General features: G+C 75.1%; 15 protein-coding genes. 4 read left to right on the top strand and 11 right to left on the bottom strand.

Annotation, left to right across the window (positions count from 1 at the left end; all coding sequences use genetic code 11):
- Positions 1-66: 66 nt before the first annotated feature.
- The 8 genes from ACZ6EG_RS23240 to bdeA form a co-directional block, all read right to left on the bottom strand.
- Positions 67-1,350, bottom strand: a complete 1,284-nt coding sequence (locus ACZ6EG_RS23240) for an ABC transporter substrate-binding protein (protein WP_391970612.1) — start codon at positions 1,348-1,350, stop codon at positions 67-69.
- On the bottom strand, positions 1,347-2,498 hold the full coding sequence (locus ACZ6EG_RS23245; RefSeq protein ID WP_391970613.1) for a branched-chain amino acid ABC transporter permease: 1,152 nt from the start codon (positions 2,496-2,498) through the stop codon (positions 1,347-1,349). The genes ACZ6EG_RS23240 and ACZ6EG_RS23245 overlap by 4 nt, the downstream gene beginning before the upstream one ends.
- Positions 2,491-3,390: a branched-chain amino acid ABC transporter permease gene (locus tag ACZ6EG_RS23250; protein WP_391970614.1), complete on the bottom strand. Its 900-nt coding sequence runs from the start codon at positions 3,388-3,390 to the stop codon at positions 2,491-2,493. Before ACZ6EG_RS23250 ends, ACZ6EG_RS23245 begins: the two co-directional genes overlap by 8 nt.
- On the bottom strand, positions 3,387-4,187 hold the full coding sequence (locus ACZ6EG_RS23255; RefSeq protein ID WP_469607189.1) for an ABC transporter ATP-binding protein: 801 nt from the start codon (positions 4,185-4,187) through the stop codon (positions 3,387-3,389). Before ACZ6EG_RS23255 ends, ACZ6EG_RS23250 begins: the two co-directional genes overlap by 4 nt.
- Positions 4,184-4,966, bottom strand: coding sequence for an ABC transporter ATP-binding protein (locus ACZ6EG_RS23260; protein ID WP_391970616.1), 783 nt, complete (start codon positions 4,964-4,966; stop codon positions 4,184-4,186). The genes ACZ6EG_RS23255 and ACZ6EG_RS23260 overlap by 4 nt, the downstream gene beginning before the upstream one ends.
- An 878-nt stretch (positions 4,967-5,844) precedes the next feature.
- A complete protein-coding gene (locus ACZ6EG_RS23265; protein ID WP_391970617.1) occupies positions 5,845-7,131 on the bottom strand; it encodes a PucR family transcriptional regulator in 1,287 nt (428 codons plus the stop codon).
- 117 nt (positions 7,132-7,248) lie between these two features.
- Positions 7,249-10,125: a helix-turn-helix transcriptional regulator gene (locus tag ACZ6EG_RS23270; protein ID WP_391970618.1), complete on the bottom strand. Its 2,877-nt coding sequence runs from the start codon at positions 10,123-10,125 to the stop codon at positions 7,249-7,251.
- A gap of 219 nt (positions 10,126-10,344) precedes the next feature.
- On the bottom strand, positions 10,345-11,262 hold the full coding sequence (gene bdeA, locus ACZ6EG_RS23275) for a bis(hydroxyethyl) terephthalate hydrolase (RefSeq protein WP_391970619.1): 918 nt from the start codon (positions 11,260-11,262) through the stop codon (positions 10,345-10,347).
- Between the two features lie 409 nt (positions 11,263-11,671).
- Here bdeA and ACZ6EG_RS23280 point away from each other — a divergent pair, with 409 nt between their 5' ends.
- Positions 11,672-12,553 carry a Gfo/Idh/MocA family protein gene (locus ACZ6EG_RS23280; RefSeq protein WP_469607196.1) on the top strand — a complete coding sequence of 294 codons (882 nt, stop codon included), beginning with the start codon at positions 11,672-11,674 and terminating at the stop codon, positions 12,551-12,553.
- A gap of 162 nt (positions 12,554-12,715) precedes the next feature.
- On the opposite strand, the gene ACZ6EG_RS23285 is transcribed toward ACZ6EG_RS23280, so the two are convergent.
- Positions 12,716-13,615 (bottom strand): GNAT family N-acetyltransferase, encoded by a 900-nt coding sequence (locus ACZ6EG_RS23285; RefSeq protein WP_469607199.1) that lies wholly within the window; start codon positions 13,613-13,615, stop codon positions 12,716-12,718.
- A gap of 385 nt (positions 13,616-14,000) precedes the next feature.
- On the opposite strand from ACZ6EG_RS23285, the gene ACZ6EG_RS23290 reads away from it, so the two are divergent.
- The 3 genes from ACZ6EG_RS23290 (at position 14,001) to ACZ6EG_RS23300 (ending at position 16,957) form a co-directional block, all read left to right on the top strand.
- On the top strand, positions 14,001-15,215 hold the full coding sequence (locus ACZ6EG_RS23290; protein WP_391970622.1) for a glycoside hydrolase family 64 protein: 1,215 nt from the start codon (positions 14,001-14,003) through the stop codon (positions 15,213-15,215).
- 60 nt (positions 15,216-15,275) lie between these two features.
- Positions 15,276-16,385 carry a PP2C family protein-serine/threonine phosphatase gene (locus ACZ6EG_RS23295; protein ID WP_469607203.1) on the top strand — a complete coding sequence of 370 codons (1,110 nt, stop codon included), beginning with the start codon at positions 15,276-15,278 and terminating at the stop codon, positions 16,383-16,385.
- Positions 16,386-16,735: 350 nt separating this feature from the next.
- A complete protein-coding gene (locus ACZ6EG_RS23300; protein ID WP_356604931.1) occupies positions 16,736-16,957 on the top strand; it encodes a hypothetical protein in 222 nt (73 codons plus the stop codon).
- Between the two features lie 94 nt (positions 16,958-17,051).
- Here ACZ6EG_RS23300 and ACZ6EG_RS23305 read toward each other — a convergent pair whose 3' ends face one another.
- Both ACZ6EG_RS23305 and ACZ6EG_RS23310 read right to left on the bottom strand, forming a co-directional pair.
- A complete protein-coding gene (locus tag ACZ6EG_RS23305) occupies positions 17,052-17,549 on the bottom strand; it encodes a DUF5709 domain-containing protein (protein ID WP_356604933.1) in 498 nt (165 codons plus the stop codon).
- Between the two features lie 96 nt (positions 17,550-17,645).
- Positions 17,646-19,124 carry a hypothetical protein gene (locus tag ACZ6EG_RS23310; protein ID WP_469607208.1) on the bottom strand — a complete coding sequence of 493 codons (1,479 nt, stop codon included), beginning with the start codon at positions 19,122-19,124 and terminating at the stop codon, positions 17,646-17,648.
- Positions 19,125-19,244 lie beyond the last annotated feature (120 nt).

Consider the following 19,244-nt stretch of genomic DNA (forward strand, 5'->3'; position numbering starts at 1 on the left):
AGCGGGTGGCCCGAGTGGCCGCCAAAACGACCTTCCAGCGGTCGAGTTGACGGCCACTCAGGTCTCTCAGCCTCGGTCGGCCAGGTACGCGTCGACGCCCGGCGCCTTGTGCGCCTCCTCCACGCCCACGACGCCGCCGACGGCCTTGGCGGAGGGCTTCATCACGTAGGTGGACCGGCTGGCCGGCTCCTTCACGCTGGTGAAGTCCTGCGGGGTGCCGAGGCCGGTGTCGGCGTTCTTCTGCGAGCGGTGTGCCTTGACCACGTCCTCACGGGTGAGGCTGCCGCCCTCACAGGCCTTCTTCAGGTCCGCGCCCATGAGCTGGGCGGCGTTGTACCCGGAGAGCACGCCGGAGTCGACCGGCTCGCCGGGGAACTTCTTGCCGTAGGCGGCGACCATCTTCTTGACGCCCGGCAGGTCGGAGCTGACCGGCGGTGCGGCGCTGACCACGTGGACCATGGCCTCCAGGGCCTTGGCGGCCGGCGTCTTCATCAGCTGCGGCGAGTAGCCGGGCGCGCTGCTGACGATCGGCACGGTCAGCCCGCGGGCGGCGGCCACGCCCGCGAGGGAGGCGGTCTGCGCGGGGCCCGCGCTGATCAGGATCGCCTTGACGCCGGCCTTGCTCAGGGCCGCCACCTGGGCGGTCAGATCCGTGTCGGTGGCCTTGATCTTCTGCCCGGCCACCTTGATCCCCGCCTGCTCGGCGGCCCACTCGGAGCCCTCCAGCGCGTTGGCGCCGTAGTCCCCCTCGAAGTACACGTGGCCGATCGTGTCGCCCTTGGCGATCTTCTTCGAACGGGTGAGGAAGTCGACGGCGGCGATCATGTCGAGGTCGTAGGTGGTGCCGAGGACCTGCACGGAGTCCATGCCGAGCAGGGAGGCGGCCCAGGCCTGCGGGAAGGTGAGCATGTTGTCGCGCTGGATGTCGTCGAGCAGCGCGGCGACCACCGGCGAACCGATGACCTGGGGCAGCGCGACGACGTCCGAGGAGATGTCGGCGTACGCGGTGACGGCCTTCTGGACGTCGTAGCCGTGGTCCTTGACGACGATCTCGACCTTGCGATCGCAGATGCCGCCCGCGGCGTTGGTCTCGTCGGCCCACATCTGCTGGGCCTGCACGATGCTCTTGCCGAGGGTGGCGTAGGGGCCGGTGAGGTCGGTCAGCGCGCCCAGCTTGATGGCCTTCTCGGTGACTCCGGGACCGGCCTTGACGCCGTCGGCGGCGTCGTCGGTCTTCCCGCCGCCGTCCGCCTTGGAGCTGCATGCGGTGCCCGCGAGCAGCACGGCGGCCAGTGCCGCGGCCAGGGCGGCGGTCCGGGTGGTGCGGGCTCTGGGGTGCGTGACGTTCACGGGGTGTGCTCCTTGGCTCGTGCGGTGGTGGCGGCGGTGGAGGGTCGGGGCGAGGGCCCGGTGCCGGGCTGCTCGTTGACGGGCGGTGTGCGGCGCAGGCGGGCGCGGGTGCGCCGGGCCAGTCCGTGCAGGCCGTCCGGGGCGTACAGCAGGATCACGACGATCGCCGCGCCGTAGAGGTAGCGGGAGGCCTCGGTCGGCCCGATCGAGCCGCCTCCGGAGCCCGGCGTCGCCACCAGCGGCAACTGGTCGGCGTAGCGGGTCATCAGCAGCGGCAGCGCGGTCACGAAGACGGCTCCCGCGGTGGCTCCGGCCACCGAGCCGAGGCCACCGATGACGATCATGGCGAGGTAGTCGACGGAGAGGAGGAGGGAGAAGTAGTCGGGCACGACCCGGCGGAAGGAGAGCGCGAGCAGGACGCCCGCGAGGCCCGCGTACATCGAGGAGACGACGAAGGCGGAGGAGCGGTACCGGGCCACGTGCACGCCCATCACGGACGCCGCGGTCTCGCTGTCGCGCACCGCCACGAGGGCGCGCCCGGGGCGCCCGCGCAGCAGTCCGCGCGCGGTGAACCAGGTGAGGGCGAACAGGGCCAGGCCCAGGTACCAGAGCCGTTCCTCCGCGCCGAACGGCACGCCCAGGACGGTCAGTTCCGGGTCGGACTCGGCGAAGGTGAACCCGCCGATCTCCAGCGGCGGCACCGAGCGTCCGTTGAAGCCGCCGGTGACGGAGTCCGCGGTGAGCAGGACGTGGTGGCCGAGGAAGACCAGGGCGAGGGTGGCGACGCCCAGGTACACGCCCTTGACCCGGCCGGCGACGGGGCTGAACAGACCGCCCGCCGCGCCGGCGAGCAGCACGGCGAGGACGGCGGCGACGGCCGGCGGCAGCCCCGGGCCGGGCTCGCCCGCGAGCCACACGTAGCCGTAGGCACCGACGGCGAGGAAGAAGGCGTGCCCGAGGGAGAGCTGTCCCGCGGTGCCGCTGAGCAGGCTGAGACCGACGGCGCCGATCGCCGCGGCCATGGAGAACAGACCGATGCGCAGCCAGAAGGCGTCGAGGTAGAAGGGCAGGCCGCACAGGAGGAGGGCGGGCAGCAGCAGGAGTCCGCCGCGCTTGAGGAGGGCGCTCCCCTTGAGAAGCTCAGACACGAGCCGCTCCCTTCGCCGCGAAGAGTCCCGCGGGGCGCACCAGGAGGACCAGCACCATCACGGCGTACGGGGCGACGTCCCCGAAGCCCTCGCCGAGGACGTGCAGCTCGGACTGGTAGCCGGCGACGAAGGCCTCGGTGAGGCCGATCAGCATGCTGCCGACCAGCGCGCCGACCGGTGAGGCCATGCCGCCGAGGATGGCGGCCGGGAAGGCCTTGAGGGCGATCTGCCCGGTGGTGCGCTCCAGTCCGGGTGCCGGGAAGGCGACCAGGAAGACCGCGGCGAGTGCGGCGAGTCCGCCGGCCAGGCACCAGGCGACGGTGCGTACGCGGGTCAGCCGTACGCCCATGAGGGCCGCGGCCTCGCCGTCCTCGGCCGCCGCGCGCAGCGACAGGCCCCAGGGGGTGAACCGGAAGAGGGCGAAGGCGCCGGCGATGGCCAGGCCGGACACCAGGATCGCGGCGATGCGGCTGTCGGCGACGGTCACCGGGCCCAGGTCGGTCACCGAGTTGCCCCAGGGGTCGCCGAGCGGCAGCAGGTCGCCGCCGATGCGCCGGGCGAGGTCGGTGACCAGGACGATGTCGATGCCGATGGTGACGATGGTCTGCACGTGGGAGGCGTGCGGGTCGTTCCCGCCGACCCGCTGCAGGATCAGCCGGTCCAGGGCGCCCGCGACCGCGGCCGTCACCAGGACCGCGACGGCGAGCGCCCCGGCGAAGCCGATGTCGTCGTGGAGGACGGCGACGAGGTAGCCGCCGAGCAGCAGCAGCGAGCCGTGCAGGAAGCTGAGCACGCCGGAGGCCTTGAAGATGGTGACGAAGCCGAGGGCGATCAGGGCGTAGACCGACCCCAGGGCGAGGCCGTTGAGGAGGTTGTCGAGGAAGCCGCTCATGCCGCGTCCTCCCCGGTGGTGCCCGTGCCGAGGTAGGCGCGCAGCACCTCGGGGTCGCGACGGACCTCGTCGGGGGTGCCGTGGGCGATGGCCTTGCCGAAGTCGAGGACGGTGACCTCGTCGGCGAGGCGCATGACCAGGCCCATGTCGTGCTCGACCAGCACCACGGACAGGCCGAGTTCGGTACGGATCTCGCGGACGACCTCGGTCATCCGGACGCGTTCGGCGGCGTTCATGCCGGCCACGGGTTCGTCGAGCAGCAGTACACGGGGCTCCAGACAGAGGGCGCGGGCCAGTTCGACCCGTTTGCGGTCGCCGTAGGACAGCAGGGCGACGGGTGTGTCGAAATGGGTGCCGAGGCCGGTGAGTTCGGCGATCTCACGCGCCTTGGCGAGGTGTTCGCGCTGCTCGCGCACGGCGTGCGGCAGACGCAGGGCGCTGGCGGCGAAGCCGGCCCGGGACAGGGCGTGGCGGCCCAGCATCAGGTTGTCGGCGACGGTGCCCTGGGTGGTGACGATGTTCTGGAAGGTGCGGGCCACGCCGAGGGCCGCGATCCGGTGCGGCGCGAGACGGGTCAGTTCGGCGTCGCCGAGCCGGACGGTTCCGGTGGTGGGCCGGTACAGGCCCGACAGGACGTTGAAGCAGGTGGACTTGCCGGCGCCGTTGGGGCCGATGACGGCGTGCAGGGTGCCCGGGGCGACGGTGAACGAGACGTCGTCGAGGGCGACGAGTCCGGCGAAGCGCACGGTCACGTCCCGGACCTCGAGCGTGGGCGGCGCGGTGGTACCGGTGGTCACGCGGCCCCCTGGTCGTCGGCGGCCTCGCCCAGGTAGAGGCGGCGTACGGCGTCCGTCCGCGCGAGTTCGTCGGCGGGTCCGGACAGGCCGATCTCACCGACCTCCAGGACGTAGGCGTGTTCGGCGAGGGACAGCGCCATGCCGGCGTTCTGTTCCACGAGGAGTACGGCGGTGCCCTGGGTGTTGATCTCGCGGACGACCTCGGCGATGCGGTCCACCATCAGCGGGGCGAGCCCGAGGGAGGGTTCGTCGAGGAGGAGCAGACGGGGTGCGGCCATGAGGGCGCGGCCGATGGCCAGCATCTGCTGCTCGCCGCCGGACAGCAGGCCGGCCGCCTGGCGGGTGCGTTCGGCCAGCCGTGGGAAGAGGGTGAAGACGCGGTCCCGCGCCTCGCTGACCTGCGCCGGGGCTCGGCGGTTGAGGCCCAGCCCGCCGGCGCGCAGGTTCTCGTCGACGGTGAGTCCGGCGAACACCCGCCTGCCCTCGGGTACCTGGACGACGCCGGCGCGTACGGCGGCGACCGGGTCCCTGCCGTCGAGGGCCGTGTCGCCGTAGCGGACGCGGCCGGCCGTGATCGCGCCGCGGTGCAGGCGCAGTGTGCCCGACACGGCCCGCAGCAGCGTCGTCTTGCCGGCGCCGTTGGCGCCGAGCAGCGCCACGACGCCGCCGTGCGGGACGGTCAGGGACACGGAACGGAGGGCGGACAGTGCGCGCCCGTACGTCACGTCGAGGCTCTCGACGTGCAGCGCGGGCTCGCCGTCCGGTGGTGCTGCGGGCATCGCGGCTCCTTGGGACCGTGCCGAGAACGGCACGGTGACGGGTGAGGGAGGGCTCACGACAGCACGCGGACGGGCGCCGGTACAGGCCTGCGGCCTGGGTCGCTGCGGCGTCCCAGTCGCGGACGGGAGAGTCTGTGCGGATGCCCAGCGCCGGGGGGCCGGGGGGTGCCTGGGCGGGGGACGGGGGATGTGTGGGGCGGAGAGTAACGGGCCGGTCCCGGATGTGGTGCGGGGCGACGGGAGGGGGCGCGAGAGCGGGGGTGAAGGGCCGGTCCCGGGTGCGGGCTGGGGGGTGGCTGGGAGGGGGGCGGGTGCCGGTGCGGGGCTGGAGTCCTGCGGAGGATGCCGGCGCGGGTCGTGGCCCCCGAGGAAGGGTGCCTGGGCAGGCGGGTGCCCTCAGAGGGGTGCCGGTGCGGGCCGTGACCGCCGCGGGAGGGTGCCCGGGCAGACCGGGGCCCTCGGAGGGGTGCCCGCGTGGACCGCGACCCCCGCAAGAGGGTGCCCGGGCAGACGGGGCCCTTCGCGGGGTGCCGTGTGGCCCCGGAGCGGGGTGCCAGGGCAGGCCGGGCGTCCGGCCCGTGCTGGGCATCCCGTGGCTGCGGAGGGCTGCTGTGCACGCCCCAGCCGCGGAGGATGCCTGTGCGAGCCGTGGCCCCCGGGGGGAGGTGGCCCGTGTGGGCCGGGACCGACCTCCGGAGGACGGTGCCCGGTCGGTCCCGGGGGCCCGGGCCCCGGAGGCGCACAGGGTCGCGCGTCGTGCAGGGGCAGGTGCGACCCGCCGCGCCGGGTCGCTGGTGGGCGCGGTCGTGCGTCCGGCGCGGCGGACGGTGAAGCCGGCATCGGGCGCCCCCCGGTCTGGGCGGAAGGCCGCGCTGCGCTCAGTCGCGCAGGACCCGGCGGGCGGTCAGGGCCAGGCTCATCTCGACCAGGTCGGCGGGGCGGGCCAGGGAGCGGCCGGTCAGTTGCTCGCAACGGCGCAGGCGGTTGAGGACCGTGTTGCGGTGGCAGTAGAGGCGTTCCCCCGCCCGTTGCGCGGAGCCGTCGCAGTCGAGCCAGGTCGTGAGGGTGTCCAGCAGCACCTCGCGGTCCGCGGGCTCCAGCCGCAGCAGGGGGCCGAGCACCTTCTCGGCGAGGGCTCGGCCGAGGTCCGGGCTGGAGACGACCAGGGCGGCGGGGAGGTGGTCGGCGAGCCGGACCGTGCCGCCGGTTTCCGGGCAGATGTCCAGGGCGGTGTCGGCGGACCTGCGGGCGTCGCCGACGGCGGCGAGACCGTCGACGGGGCTGCCGATGCCGATCCGCAGACCGGCGGGCCCGGTGTCCCGGTCCGTTTCGGGCTCCGGCGCCTCGGGGAGTCCCTCGTCGTCGGCGCCGACCAGGACGATGCCGTAGTCGTTCTCGGTGCCCGCGTGCCAGTGGACCCGGGCGCCGGACGGTACGGCCGCGGCGCGGGCGGCGTCGGGACGGGCACAGTGCCCGCCGGTGACCGCCACGACGACGTACCGGCCCTGTTCCGGCAGGCCCAGCGCCTGCGCGGCCTCGGGCAGGTCCGCGATGCGGCTGGTGCCGTCCAGCAGGCCGGCGGCGAGCAGCCGGGCCCGGTTCTCGCGGCGCCGGCTCAGCTGCCACTCGGTCTGCCGGTAGGCGTCGGCCACCAGGGTGCAGTGCTCGTCCACGAAGTTCCACACGTCGGCGGCGACGTGCACGAGGAGGCGCACGTCCTCCGGGGCGGTCCGGGAGGTCTCCTCGACCAGCCGCTGCCAGACCAGGGAGCCGCCCAGGCGGAAGGCGTGCAGCAGGGCGTCCAGTGGGAGCCCCTGCTCTGCGCGGGCGGCGCCGATCCGCCAGGAGCAGCGGCGGGCCGCCTCCCGGGCGGCGCGGGGGTCGAGCAGCGAGGCCACGCTGTGCCGCAGTGAGCGGTGCGCCTCCTGCCAGGTGGCCGTGGGGTCCTTCGCGACGGCCGCGCGGTAGGCGGGCTCCTGCTCCTGGAGCAGCGCCACCAGCCGGTCGGTCAGACCGGGCAGGTCGTCCAGCAGGGCGCGGGCGGCCCGGTGCAGGACGCGCAGGGCGTCGGCGTCCATCAGCGACGTGACGCTCGGCGTCCGCGGGCGTGGAACGGGCGTCAGCCCGACGCGGTTCGCTGCTCGTGACCGTACGGCGTGCTGCATCGCGGTCCTCCCCAGGCCAGGGCTTGCGGAGGCGCCCCGTGACGGGCTGACCGCCCGTGCCGGGCACGCCCCCTGACTCGTCCTGCCCCGAAGGATGGCATACCGTCCGGTCGGTCCCTAGGGTTGTGCACCGGTCTTTTCGGCCTGACCGGCCTCTCCGGCCTGTTCGGCGTGCTCAACCATGCGGGCCAGCTCCAGCCGGGACCGTACCCCGAGCGCCGCGAAGACCTTCCGGAGGTGGTAGTCGACGGTACGGGTGCTGACCGCGAGGTTCAGCGCGACCTCGCGGTTGGTGGCGCCCTCGGCGACGTGCCGGGCGATGCGCAGTTGCTGCGGGGTCAGGCCGGTCAGCGCTCCGGCGTCGCCGGGCCGCGGTGCCGCCCCGAGCGCCCGCAGCTCGCCACGTGCCTGTGCCGCCCAGACGCCGGCGCCGCAGCGGTCGAAGCCGGCCAGGGCGGCGCCGAGGCGGCCGCGGGCCTCGCGCGGTCTGCGCCGCCGGCGGAGCCACTTGCCGTACAGCAGCGCGGTGCGGGCCCGTTCGAAGTCGCCGCCCGCCTCGTCGTGCCGGGCCAGCGCGTGCCGGTAGAGGTCGTCGGCGCGCTCCGGCGGGGCGAGCAGGGCGTGGCAGCGGGCCAGCTGGGCGGCTGCCTGCGGATCGGCGCCGAAGGCCGCCCAGTCGGCGAAGTCCGGGAGGACGGCTCGGGTCTCCTCCTGGCGTCCGGCGAGGACCGCGGCCTCCACGAAGCAGGGCACGGCGAGCCGCCACACCGCGAAGTGCCCGCGCCCGGGCCCGGGCAGCACCAGCAGGCCGAGCCGGTCGGCGGCGTCCAGCGGGCGTCCCCGGCCGAGATCGGCCCGGGCCGCGGCCCACTCCGCCAGCGTGGCGGCCTGGGCCAGTCCGTGCCGCCGGGCCGTGGCGAGCGCGGCGGACACGTGCTCGGCGACGGCCTCCGGTTCCTCCTCGATCGACGCCGCGAGGGCCAGTACGGCCCGGTGGTGGGCGGCCGTGTTGCGTTGTCCCGTGCGCAGCGCGGTGCGCAGCCCCTCCTCCGCGTGGGCGCGGGCCTGCGGGTGGCGCCCGGCGCGCAGTTCGGCGTAGGCGAGGTACTCCAGTGCCTGCGGTACGAGCGCGTCCGAACGCAGTTGCCGGGCGGCGGCCAGCGCACGCGCGCCGGCCTGGCGGGCGGCGTCCGCGTCGCCCAGCAGCAGCGCGGCCGCGGCCGACCGCAGCAGGTCATCGGGCCGGTCGTCGGTCCGGGCGCGTTCGACCACGTGCCCGAGCGGTGCGGCGGCCCGGTCGAGCCGCCCTTCGAGCAGCGCCCGCATGCCGACGCGGTGGTCGCGGACCGGATCGGGGGGCGGCGCGGCGCGCCCTTCGTGCCGGCCGCCGGCGGCCGGTGCCGACGGCTCGGCCCGCGCGGCGGCGTCCTCCGGTGGTCCCGGTGGCCCTTCCGCACGAGGCGGCACGGGTGCGTCCACGGGTCCGGCGGGAGGCGGGGCCGTGGCGCGCCCGGGAGCGAGGGTCTCCTCGGGGTGGGTCGGTGGCCCGGGGGTGAGCGTGGCCAGACACGCCGTCAGGTCTCCCGCCGCCCAGGCGGCGTTGGCGGCGGCCAGGGCGGCGGTCGCCGCGTCGGCGGGGGCGTCCTCGGCGAGCAGGGACGCGGCCAGCAGGAGGGACTGGTGGGCGTCCCCGACGGGCCCGTCCCTGAGTTCCGTCAACCCGCGCACGAGTTCGGCCCGCCCCCGCACCTCGGCCGGCGCGCCGCGGCCCCGGGCGGCGGCGAGCAGGTGACGCGCCCGGTCGGGGCGGCCGGCGAGCAGGGCCTGCTCGGCCGCGGCCGTGTACCGCTGGGCTCGCGTCGGGCCGTCGGCCGTCAGTTCGGCGGCACGGGTGTACGCCGTGGCGCGCAGCCGGTGGGAGGCCGGCGCCGTGTCGTCGGCGGCGGCCTCCGCCAGCCCGTCCGCGAGCGAGGGTTCGGGCGCCGGACCGGTCAGGGACCAGGAGCGGTGCAGCAGCGCCGGGAGCCGGTGACCCCCGGTCTCCAGCACGTCGGCCAGCGCGCGGTGCGCGGCACGGCGCCGGTCCGGTGCGGCGGTGGCGTGGACGGTACGGCCGACCAGCGGCCCGTGGAACCGGAGCCGCTCGTCGGCCAGGGCGAGGAGTTCGGGGAGGGCGTCCACGGACGGAGCCGTCGCGGACTCGGGCCGCAGGTGTCGTACGGCGTCGAGGGCCACGCCGGCGTCGACGTCCGGCGCGTCCGACGCCCGGGCGGCCGCCGCCACCGTGAGCAGCAGGTCCCGGGCATCGGCGGGCGTGCCGGCCAGCGCCGGGCCGGCGACCTCCGCGAGGCTCCCGGCGTCGACCAAAGGGGTGGGCAGGGGCCGGTGCCCGCGCAGCTCGGCGGGCGACAGCCGGCGGACGAGGGCCAGGAGCAGGGCCGGGTTCCCCTCCGCCCCGGCCAGCAGCTCCTCGCGGACCGCCGGATCGGCGGCGCCGTCCGTCACCTCGTCGAGCAGCGCGTCGGCCTCCGGCCGGGCGAGGGGGTCGAGGCGGACTACGGGGAGGTGGGCGAACTCCGGGCCGACGGCGCGGTGTCCGGCGACGGAGAGGAGCAGCCCGACGCGGCCGGCGGTGTGCAGACGTGCCGCCGCGGCGCCGAGGGCGGTCCGGGCCGGGGTGTCCCACAGGTGCGCGTCGTCGACGCAGACGAGCGCGGGCCCCTGCCCCGCCGTCGCCCGCAGGGTGGCGAGCAGTTCCTCGGCGGTGCCGGGCGGGCTGCTCTGCGGGTCGGTCCCGAGGTGGAGCACGGGACCGGCGCGGAAGGAGCGGGCGGCCCACTGGAGGAGGGCGGTCCGGCCCAGGCCGGGCTCGCCGGCCACGAGGAGGTGGCCGCTGTGCGTGCGCAGCCCGTCCAACAGGGAGCGCACCGCTTGCCGTTGGGTGCCGCGGCCGTGGATCCGCACGGCCGTACGTACGGTCGTCTCTCCGGTCATTCCCGGGAGGTTACGCGCGCGTAACCTGACGCGGAAGCCATCGGTCCGCCCCGTCCGCCCGGCCGCGGGGCGTGTCACCTGCGGATGTGCGCCCCGCGGCCGCCGTCACGCACTGTGCCGGCGCCCAGCGGTCCCGTCCGGGGGCCGTGCGCCGGCACAACGCGCCGGCGGCGGTCGCAACGTACCCGCGACCGCCGCCGGATGGTGCCGTGTGGAGCGTCAGGACGTGTGCGGGCAGTTGCCCCGGTACTCCTCGATGGTGAGGCTCGCCCTCGGCAGCGGGCACAGGAACTGCTCGTAGCGGGTGTCGTTGTCGATGAACCGCTTGAGCCAGGAAATGCTGTACTTCGCGATCGTCGTGTCCGACGTGTTGGGCGAGAAGTGGGTCGCGCTGTTCAGCTCCAGGTACGCCCGGTCCGTCCGGGACGGCAGGCTGGAGTAGAACGGCTCGGAGTGGGAGGAGACCGGGGCGATCGTGTCGCCGTCCGCCCCCACGATGAGGGTCGGGGTGCTGACCTCGGGCCAGCTCTTGTCGGTGTTCCAGGGGGTGAGGGGGATCGCCGCCTGGAGGGAGGGGCGGGACTTCGCGGCCTCCAGGGTGCCGCCTCCGCCCATGGAGTGGCCCATGACGCCGAGCCGGCTGCTGTCGATCCGTCCCCGGACGGAGCTGCGCTCGGTGAGGTAGTCCAGGGCCGCCAGGAGCTGCCTGCCGCGGGAGTCGGGCTGGTCCAGCGTGGTGTTGGTGTCGATGGTGAAGACGACGAAGCCCTGTGAGGCCAGTCGCGGACCGAGCCAGGCCATGGAGGACTGGTACGCGGTGAAGCCGGGCGCGACCGCGATGGCGCCGAACGTGCCGTCGCTGGTGTCGGTCGGGTAGTAGATCGTGCCGCCGCCGAAGCCGGTGACCGCGAGCGAGGAGACGCTGGTGTCCGCCACGGAGTACGGGCCGCGCAGGGCCTCGATGCTGGACTGGGACGGCGCCGGGCCCCGCTCGTAGGGGTTGTCGGCGGCCTGGGCGCCCGGGCTGGTGAGGGTGCTGAGCCCGACGACGGCCGCGACCGCCGCCGTGACGCCGGCCAGGCGCCGCCGCGCTCCGCGGGCCGGGCGCGCGGCGTGGGTGTGGGGGTTCTGCTGCACGAGGGGTCGTCCTCTCGGTCGTGGCGGGGAAACCACCGGTGATCGCACACGCCCGGACACGTGGGGTCGCGTCCCGGCACATCCACCGGAGGTCCTCGCCGATGAGCTGGCGGTGCCACTGTCGGCGGGCGGGGCGGGTGGGGGGATCGGCAGAATCACCAGCGGTCCGACGGAGGGCGACAGGCAACGCTTCGACCTGCGGAAACACTCGAACGGGCGGTGCGGGGCCGCCCCTCGGCCACGCGGGCCGGCCCCGGCACGCGCGCTCGGTCCTCCCGCGTCCGCCTCGGGAGCGACGCGTGGCCGGCCGGTGTGACACGCTCGGCGTCGGCCGGTGCGGCGTACGCCGGCCGTCCTGGAGGAACGTCCGGGCCCGGCGTCGGGCCCGGCACCGTGGAGAGGCGGCGGAATGCGTATCGGACTGCTCGGCACCGGCCCCTGGGCGGACATGGCACACGCCCCCGCCCTGCGCCGGCACGACGGCCTGGACTTCGTGGGGGTGTGGGGCCGCCGCCCGGCGGCCGCCGAGGAGCTGGCGGACCGGCACGGCACCCGTGCCTACGCCGACGTCGACGCCCTGCTCGCCGACGTGGAGGCCGTCGCGATCGCGCTGCCTCCGGCGGTGCAGGCCGAGTCGGCGGTGCGCGCGGCGCGGGCCGGGTGCCATCTGCTGCTCGACAAGCCGCTCGCCGCGACGGTGGCGCAGGGGCGGTCGGTGGTCGAGGCGGTACGGGCGAGCGGCGTGGCCTCGGTCGTCTTCTTCACCACCCGCTTCCACCCCGGGACCGAGGCGTGGATCGCCGAACAGGCCGCGACGGGCGGGTGGTTCACGGCGCGGGCGCAGTGGCTCGGCGCCGTGTTCACCGGCGACAGCCCGTTCGCCGCTTCGCCGTGGCGGCAGGAGAAGGGCGCCCTGTGGGACGTGGGGCCGCACGCGCTGTCCGTGCTGCTGCCGGCCCTCGGCGACGTCACGCGCGTCGCGGCCGCCGCCCCCGGGCCCGGGGACACCGTCCACCTCATCCTCGGCCATGCCGACGGCGCGTCCAGTTCGCTCACGCTCAGCCTGACGGCGCCGCCCGCCGCTGCGGGGGCGGCGGTGGAGCTGCGCGGCCGGGCCGGCGTGACGCTGATGCCGGAGAGCGCGGAGGGTCCGGTGCCCGCGCTGATGCGGGCCTCGGACGCGCTCCTGACCTCCGCCGCGGGCGGTGACCCGCATCCGTGCGACGCCTCGTTCGGTCTGCGGGTCACCGAGATCCTCGCCGAGGCCGAGGCCCTGCTGACCGGGCGGTAGGGGCCGGCCCGGAAGGCCGGTGCCGACAGCGGCGGCGGTGTCGCCGTCGGCCACCCGGGACGGGGCGGCGCAGGCCTCACGCGCCGAGCGGGCCCGGGAGGCGGGAAGCCGGCCCGGGAGGCGGGGTCTCCCCCGACTCCGGGCCGGCTTCCCGCAGGCCGACTAGCGACCGGCCGCCGGCGGCCGGAAGTTGATCCTCTCCCGCACCACCGGATAACCGGCCTTGGCGAAGTTGGCGGCCATGGGGGTGTTCCCCCGGTCGGTCGCGGCGGAGACGAACTCGGCGCCCCGCTCGACCAGGAAGTGGGTGCACTCGGCCAGCAGGTCGAAGGCGTACCCCCGGCCGCGGTGTTCGGGCAGGACGCCGATGAAGCCCACGCACGGGCCGGACGGGTTGTGCGCGGGTATGTGGATGCCCGCGAGCCGGCCCTGCGGGGTGTACGCCACCTGCCACCACTCCCGCGGCGACGGGCACCAGCGGAAGAAGTCGAGTTCCGCCTGCGCGGCCCGGTCGAGGCCGCCCTCCTCGATCTCCATCAGCGCGTGGGCGTCCAGGGTCACGGAGTGGATGCGGCGCAGCGCGTCGAAGAACACGGCGTCGTCCTGTTCGGGGCGGAAGTCCAGACGGCCGGGCCGGACGGGCAGCCCGCACTCCGGCGTCCACCGGTACAGGAAGCGTTCGACCAGGAGGTCGTACCCCGCCGCCCGTGCGGCCGCGAACCGGGCCTCGACGGCGGCACGCACGGCGGGTTCCTCGCGCCAGGTGCCCGGCGGGTTGAGTTCCAGTTCCACCTGCCAGGGGGCCGTGCGCAGGAGTTCGACCCCGGCCTCCTCCTCGCCCTCGGCCACGTCGAACCAGTTGAGGGTGACGGGTGCGGTGTCGTCGGGCCCGCCCCACCAGGCGCCGCGGGCGACGACGGCGCCGTCGCGCAGGGCGACGCGCTTCCAGTCCGGGCGGTGGCGGGTGAGCCGGTGGCCCTCACGGGCACCCAGCGGGTCGGGCAGGGTGTCGAAAAGGTGGGCGTCGCTCTCGTCGAGCGCGCGGATGACCAGATCGGTCACGGATTCCTCCGGGATGCGTGATGCGGGGCGCGCTCCCGGTCAGACGAGGTACGCCGGGACTGCGGGGAGGGAGCGCGGGAAGGGGATGGACTGCACGGCTCTGCCCTCCTTCCGTCGGCCTCGGGGCGTGGCCCACACAGTACGGGGTGCCGGGCACGGGTGGCCACCCGTTTTCCGGCTCGGATTAAGCGGGTCTTAAGCACCGGTTAAGCGATCCCGGGCGAGATCAGGAGACCCCGAGTACCCGGCGGGATACGCGTTTTGGGATCGCCCGGGGACGGTTGGCCGGCCCTGGTGTTCTGCGTACCATCGGCCCGGCGTGAGAGCGCTCTCAGCAGTTCCGCCCTCACTCTGTCATGCCCCGATCACACTGGAGACCCCCCACATGACTCCTCGTCACCAGCGCCCCCTCGGCCGCCGCAAGCTGCTCGCCGCCCTCGGCGGAGCGGTCGTGGCGGCCCCCGCCGTCGCCGCTCTCGCCCCGCACGCCCTCGCGGGCGTCACCGCGGACGGATCCGCTGCCGCTCCCCGGGCCGGGGCGGCGGCCGCCCTGCCGCTGACGATCGTCAACGGCACCGGTTCCTTCGGCAACGCCGACGTGCACGTCTACATCGTCGGCAACCAGGACGGCCGCCAGGTGCGCGTCACCCCCGACGGCACCGTCGCGCCCGTGGCGCTGTCGGACAACGGCCCGGACGGTTACACCGACTACGCGATCAGCCTCGCCGGCAGCGGTGAGACAACGCTGTCACTGCCGTACCTCTCCGGCCGGATCTACGTGTCGCTCGGCGAGAAGCTGAAGTTCAAGGTGGTCGCCGACGGGGCGGGCGACCCCGCGCTGCAGTACCCGGCGGGCTGGGTCGGGTCCGACCCCAACCACGGGGTGCTGCACGACTGCGCGGAGTTCACCTACAACTCCGCCGGGATGTTCTGCAACACCACCATGGTCGACATGTTCAGCGTGCCGCTCGCCATCCGGCTGACCGGCGCCAAGGACCAGACGACCGGCACCGTGCGCCCGGGAGGGCGGGCGGCCGTCTTCGAGGCGGTGCGGCGGGTCGAGGAGTTCGCGCCGCTGGTCGTGGGCGACACCCGGGTGATCGCGCCCGGCCACGGTCTGGACGCCGGGCTGTTCCCGAAGGACTACCTCGCCCCGTACATCGACGAGGTGTGGAGCACCTACACCGGCAGGGACCTGCGGATCACCACCAACGCCGGCACCTTCACCGGGCGGGTGCGCGGTGACCGGCTGACCTTCGACGGGCCCGCCCAGGTGTCCTTCGCCCGGCCGTCCACCCGGGACGTGCTGTTCTGCGACGGTGCGCTCGCCGCGCCGAACGACGGGACGACCGGTCCGGTCGCGGCGGTCCTCGGCGCCGGGTTCAACCGCTCCACGCTGGTCTCCTCGGCCGACCAGCCGACGACCGATCCCGCGACGTTCTACCGGACGGCGCTGACCAACCACTACGCGAAGGCGGTCCACGCGGCGACCGAGGACGGCAGGGCGTACGGGTTCGCCTTCGACGACGTGGCCGACTTCGCCTCGTACATCCAGGACACCGCGCCCACCGGCATCCGGCTGACGCTCACCGGGTTCTAGCTTCCGCCGGCCGCCCCGGCTCGGCGTGCGGGAGCCGGGGCGGCGTAGGAGCGTGGTGGTGTGCGAAAGGTGTCGGCCCGGTCACCGCGCCGGGGCGAGGACCGGCGGAGCTGGCTGAGCGGCGCCCCGCCGCCCCGCTGGGTACGGGTGCTCCCCCCGGCCCTCGTCGTGGCCGTCTGCGTCGCGACCCTGGTCAGCGACGACCGTCTCGACGTCGGCTTCCTGCTCGGCGCCATCCCGCCGCTGGCCGTCCTGTCGTACGGCCCGATGGCGACCGCCCTGCTGTGCGGTGCCGTGGTGGCGCTGCTGACCGTCCCCGTCTTCCAGCTCGACCGGCCGGGCGACGCCGATCTGCTGACCGTGGTCTTCGTCGCGGGCCTGAGCGTGTTCGTGTCCTTCGTCCGCAGCCACCGTGACGCCCAGCTGGACCAGGAGCGCACGGTCGCCGAGGCCGCCCAGCACGCCGTCGTGCCCCCGCTGCCCGAACGGGTGGGGGCGCTGCGCTGTGCGGGGCTGTACCGGGCCGCACAGCGCGGGACCCTCGTCGGGGGCGACTTCTTCGACGTGCGGGACGGCCCGTTCGGCGTACGGGTCGTGATGGGGGACGTGCAGGGGCACGGGCTGTCGGCGGTCTCGACAGTGGCGTCGCTGCTGGGGGCGTTCCGGGAGGCGGTGCTCGACCAGCCCGACCTCGCGTCGGTCGCCGGACGTCTCGACCGCAGACTCCTGGTGGACTCGGCGCACGCGCGGCACGCGGAGCTGTTCGCCACGGCGGCGCTGCTGGAGTTCTCCGCCGACGCGCTGCGGGTCGACGTGGTGGTGTGCGGCAACCCTCCCCCGCTGCTGCTGCGCGACGGCGGGGCGACGGAGGTGCGGGTCTCGCCGTGGACGCCGCTGGGCCTGGGGCTGGCGGACTCGGGGGCCATCGAGGCGTGCACGGTGTCGCTGCGCCGGGGCGACCTGCTCTTCCTCGCCTCCGACGGGGTGGTGGAGGCGAGGGACACCGACGGCGCGTACTACCCGCTGGCCGAGCGGCTGGCCGCCTTCGCCGGTGAGGACCCCGCCGCGCTGCCCGAGCGGGTCTGGGCCGACCTGGTGCGCTTCTGCCCCGAGGTGGAGGACGACGTCACGATGCTCGTCCTCACTCCTTCGCCCCCGCCGGTCCGCTGACGCCGCCGCCGGGCCGTGCTCGCCACCTCAGCACCACCAGTGCGGCCGGCCAGGCGACGACGACCACCACCCCGTGGCGGGCGCACCACTCGCCCCATGCCTCAGGCCCCCCGCCCCCGCGTTCCCCCGTCCCCCGGCACCGGTTCGTCCTCGCGCCATGAGCTGGTCCTTCTGGCGGGCGAAATGATCGACAGGTCTCATTGCACGGGGCGTGGAGCCGTCCGGCACGTCGGGCCGGTCCGTCCTCCGGATGCGAGGGACGCGTCCGCATTGAATGGTGATATCGGGATATTCGGGACCGACAACAGCACGGCACCGAATCAGCGACCCGGATCCGAGGAGCACTGATCATGTCGACGTCACAGCCCGACGCCTCGCGGCCGTCCGAAGCCCGCGCGGACGACGACCGCGCCACCCCCGACGCCCTGCTCCACACCCGCACCGGCACCGACGTCTCCCCGGAGGACCTCGTCCTCGCGGCCGGCCGGGACGTCACCCCGAAGAACCTCGACTGGGCCCGGCGCAAGCTGGACGAGGAGGGTCCCGCGGCCCTCGACAAGCTGCTGCCCTGACCCGGCGGCCGCCCGGCACGGCGAGGCCCGGACCGGTGCGCAGGGCACCGGTCCGGGCCGGGTGGCGGGCCGCTCCCGCCCGGGGGGCGTGGGGTCAGGCGGTCCGGCCGTCGTCCTCCCGGTCCGGCAGCGCCGTCTCGTCCTCCACGACGTGCATGGCGGCCTCCTCGGCCCCGGCGGCACCGCCGTCGATGCCGACGTCCTCGGCCACCGTCTCCTTGGTCGTGTCGGCGCGTACCCCCTCGTCGGGGGCGACGAGCCGGCCGGAGCGCTCGTCTCCCGCCTCGGGGTCGACCGGCTCGCCCTCGCCGTCGGGCTTGTCGCCCACTCCGTCCCCGTCGGGCGCCGACACGTCCGGCACCTCCTGGGACAGCCGCTGGTCGAGCGACTCGCCGTCGTGCTGCTCGGCGGCGGTGGTGCCGTGCTTGGTCACGCCCAGGGGCTTCTCCGGCGGGGAGTAACCCTCGTCGAGCGTGTCGTCGTAGGTGCGCTCGTCGACGGCGTCCTGGAGGTCGAGGGGCGCGGCGTCCTCCTGCTCCTCGTTGGTTCCGGTGGGCTGGTAGACGTCGTCGGCCATCGGGTCCGTGCCCATCGCTGCCTCCCTCTCGCGCTGCGTCGGCTCGTGATCTCGGTGTCCGGTTCGCGTTTCCCGATACGCGATCTCTAACCCGGTCCGAGCCGGTGATCTTCAGCGCCGGGGTGCCACCCGGACGGTCAGGTCGGTGACGCGGTGCGGGGTCCAGTCGCGGGCGTAGCCGGGCGTGGCGCCGTCCGGCCCCGTGACGGCGGCGACCGGGATCCGGCGGGCGGTGTCCAGGATCTCGCCGGCGGTGGTGTTCTCGTTGTTGCCGCTGGTCGCGCCGGAGGAACACCCGGCGTAGTAGCCGATGGGGATGGACTCGTGACCGGTGACCAGGCAGGGCGGGCGGACGCCGAGCCGGTGCAGCTCGTCGGCGACCCGGGACCAGTCCCGGCGGCTGGCGATGTTGCGGTCCACGGTCCCCTCCAGGACGGCGAACTGCACCGCCAGGTGTCCGGCGAGCGCGAGCGCGACCACGATCGCCGCCACCGGCCGCCACCGGCCGCGTTCCGTACGGACCAGGTGCCACAGCGCGTCGGCGACCGGGACGGCCAGCAGGGCGTAGGCGGGCTGCAGGAAGCGGGGCGCCGCGTAACCGATCATGAACAGGTAGGGCAGCGCGGCCGTCCCGGCGCACACGAAGGGGATCAGCGTGGGCGCGGCACGCCTGGCCCGCACCGCGACGACCACGCCGAGGGCGGCGACGAAGGGGAGCAGGACCCACCACGCCGTCACCACCGGGTGCGGCAGCGATCCGGTGCACGGGCGGCACAGGCCCCGTCCGCCCAGGCTGCGCATCTGGTCGTCGACGGCGAGGTTCCAGCCGAGGCCGCCCTGGATCTCGGAGGCCCGGGAGAGCCGCTCCCCGAGGCCGCCGTACCAGCCGTAGGCCTCGATCACCCACTCCACTCCCCCGGCCGCGAGGCCTCCCACCAGGGCGAGCAGCAGCAGCCGGCGGCCTGGGACGAGGGCGAGCGCCAGCAGCGGCAGCGTCACCCAGACGGCGTCGGTGGGCCGCATCCACGCCATCAGCGCGGCCCCGGCGACCACACCCCACGGCGCGGCCCGGCCGGGCAGCCCCTGCCAGGCCCTCAGGAAGCAGCCGACGCAGACCAGGGCGCCGACGGCGACCCAGTAGTTGGGCATGGCCTGCGGACCGTAGAAGAGGGTCACCCACAGGGTGGCGAAGAAGGCCCCGGCCGTGGCCAGGACGCGGGCCGGAAAGAGGCCCCGCCAGGACCGCAGCGCGAGATACAGGCCGAGACCGGAGAGCACCGCGAGGTAGACGCGCAGCAGTTCGACGGACGAGGACCAGGAGGCGACGGGCGCCACCAACAGGGAGACGCCCCGGGAGCGGGGCGCGCTGAAGAACGCGGCGGGGTGGTGGGAGGTGACCTGGCTGACGTACACCGTCTCGTCCCAGCCGAGCCCCATGCCCGGGTGGACGAAGACCAGTTGGACCACCGTGAAGACGGCGGCCACCGCCGCGAGCAGGGCGTCACCGCCGGGTCGCCGCGGGGCACCCTTCGTCGCGTCCGCCCCGCCCCGCCGTCCGCCGGCCAGCGTGGCGTTGGCGCCGTCGGCCATCGTGCACCCCTCACCCCCGCTCGTCGCGGAGCCGCTCGGTCCTCACCTCCTGCCGCCGGTGGCGGGAGCCCGGAAACCCGGAAAACAAGGTCAAACTAACCCGTGTGCCACCGAAGCGCA

The organism is Streptomyces sp. NPDC041968, from assembly GCF_055589025.1.

Excerpts from the sequence above, each read along its gene's own strand:
- ACZ6EG_RS23250 (WP_391970614.1), bottom strand. The coding sequence starts at position 3,390 with ATGAGCGGCTTCCTCGACAACCTCCTCAACGGCCTCGCCCTGGGGTCG.
- ACZ6EG_RS23265 (WP_391970617.1), bottom strand. The coding sequence starts at position 7,131 with ATGCAGCACGCCGTACGGTCACGAGCAGCGAACCGCGTCGGGCTGACG.
- ACZ6EG_RS23260 (WP_391970616.1), bottom strand. The coding sequence starts at position 4,966 with ATGCCCGCAGCACCACCGGACGGCGAGCCCGCGCTGCACGTCGAGAGC.
- ACZ6EG_RS23305 (WP_356604933.1), bottom strand. The coding sequence starts at position 17,549 with ATGGGCACGGACCCGATGGCCGACGACGTCTACCAGCCCACCGGAACC.
- ACZ6EG_RS23280 (WP_469607196.1), top strand. The coding sequence starts at position 11,672 with ATGCGTATCGGACTGCTCGGCACCGGCCCCTGGGCGGACATGGCACAC.
- ACZ6EG_RS23300 (WP_356604931.1), top strand. The coding sequence starts at position 16,736 with ATGTCGACGTCACAGCCCGACGCCTCGCGGCCGTCCGAAGCCCGCGCG.
- ACZ6EG_RS23310 (WP_469607208.1), bottom strand. The coding sequence starts at position 19,124 with ATGGCCGACGGCGCCAACGCCACGCTGGCCGGCGGACGGCGGGGCGGG.
- ACZ6EG_RS23290 (WP_391970622.1), top strand. The coding sequence starts at position 14,001 with ATGACTCCTCGTCACCAGCGCCCCCTCGGCCGCCGCAAGCTGCTCGCC.
- ACZ6EG_RS23270 (WP_391970618.1), bottom strand. The coding sequence starts at position 10,125 with ATGACCGGAGAGACGACCGTACGTACGGCCGTGCGGATCCACGGCCGC.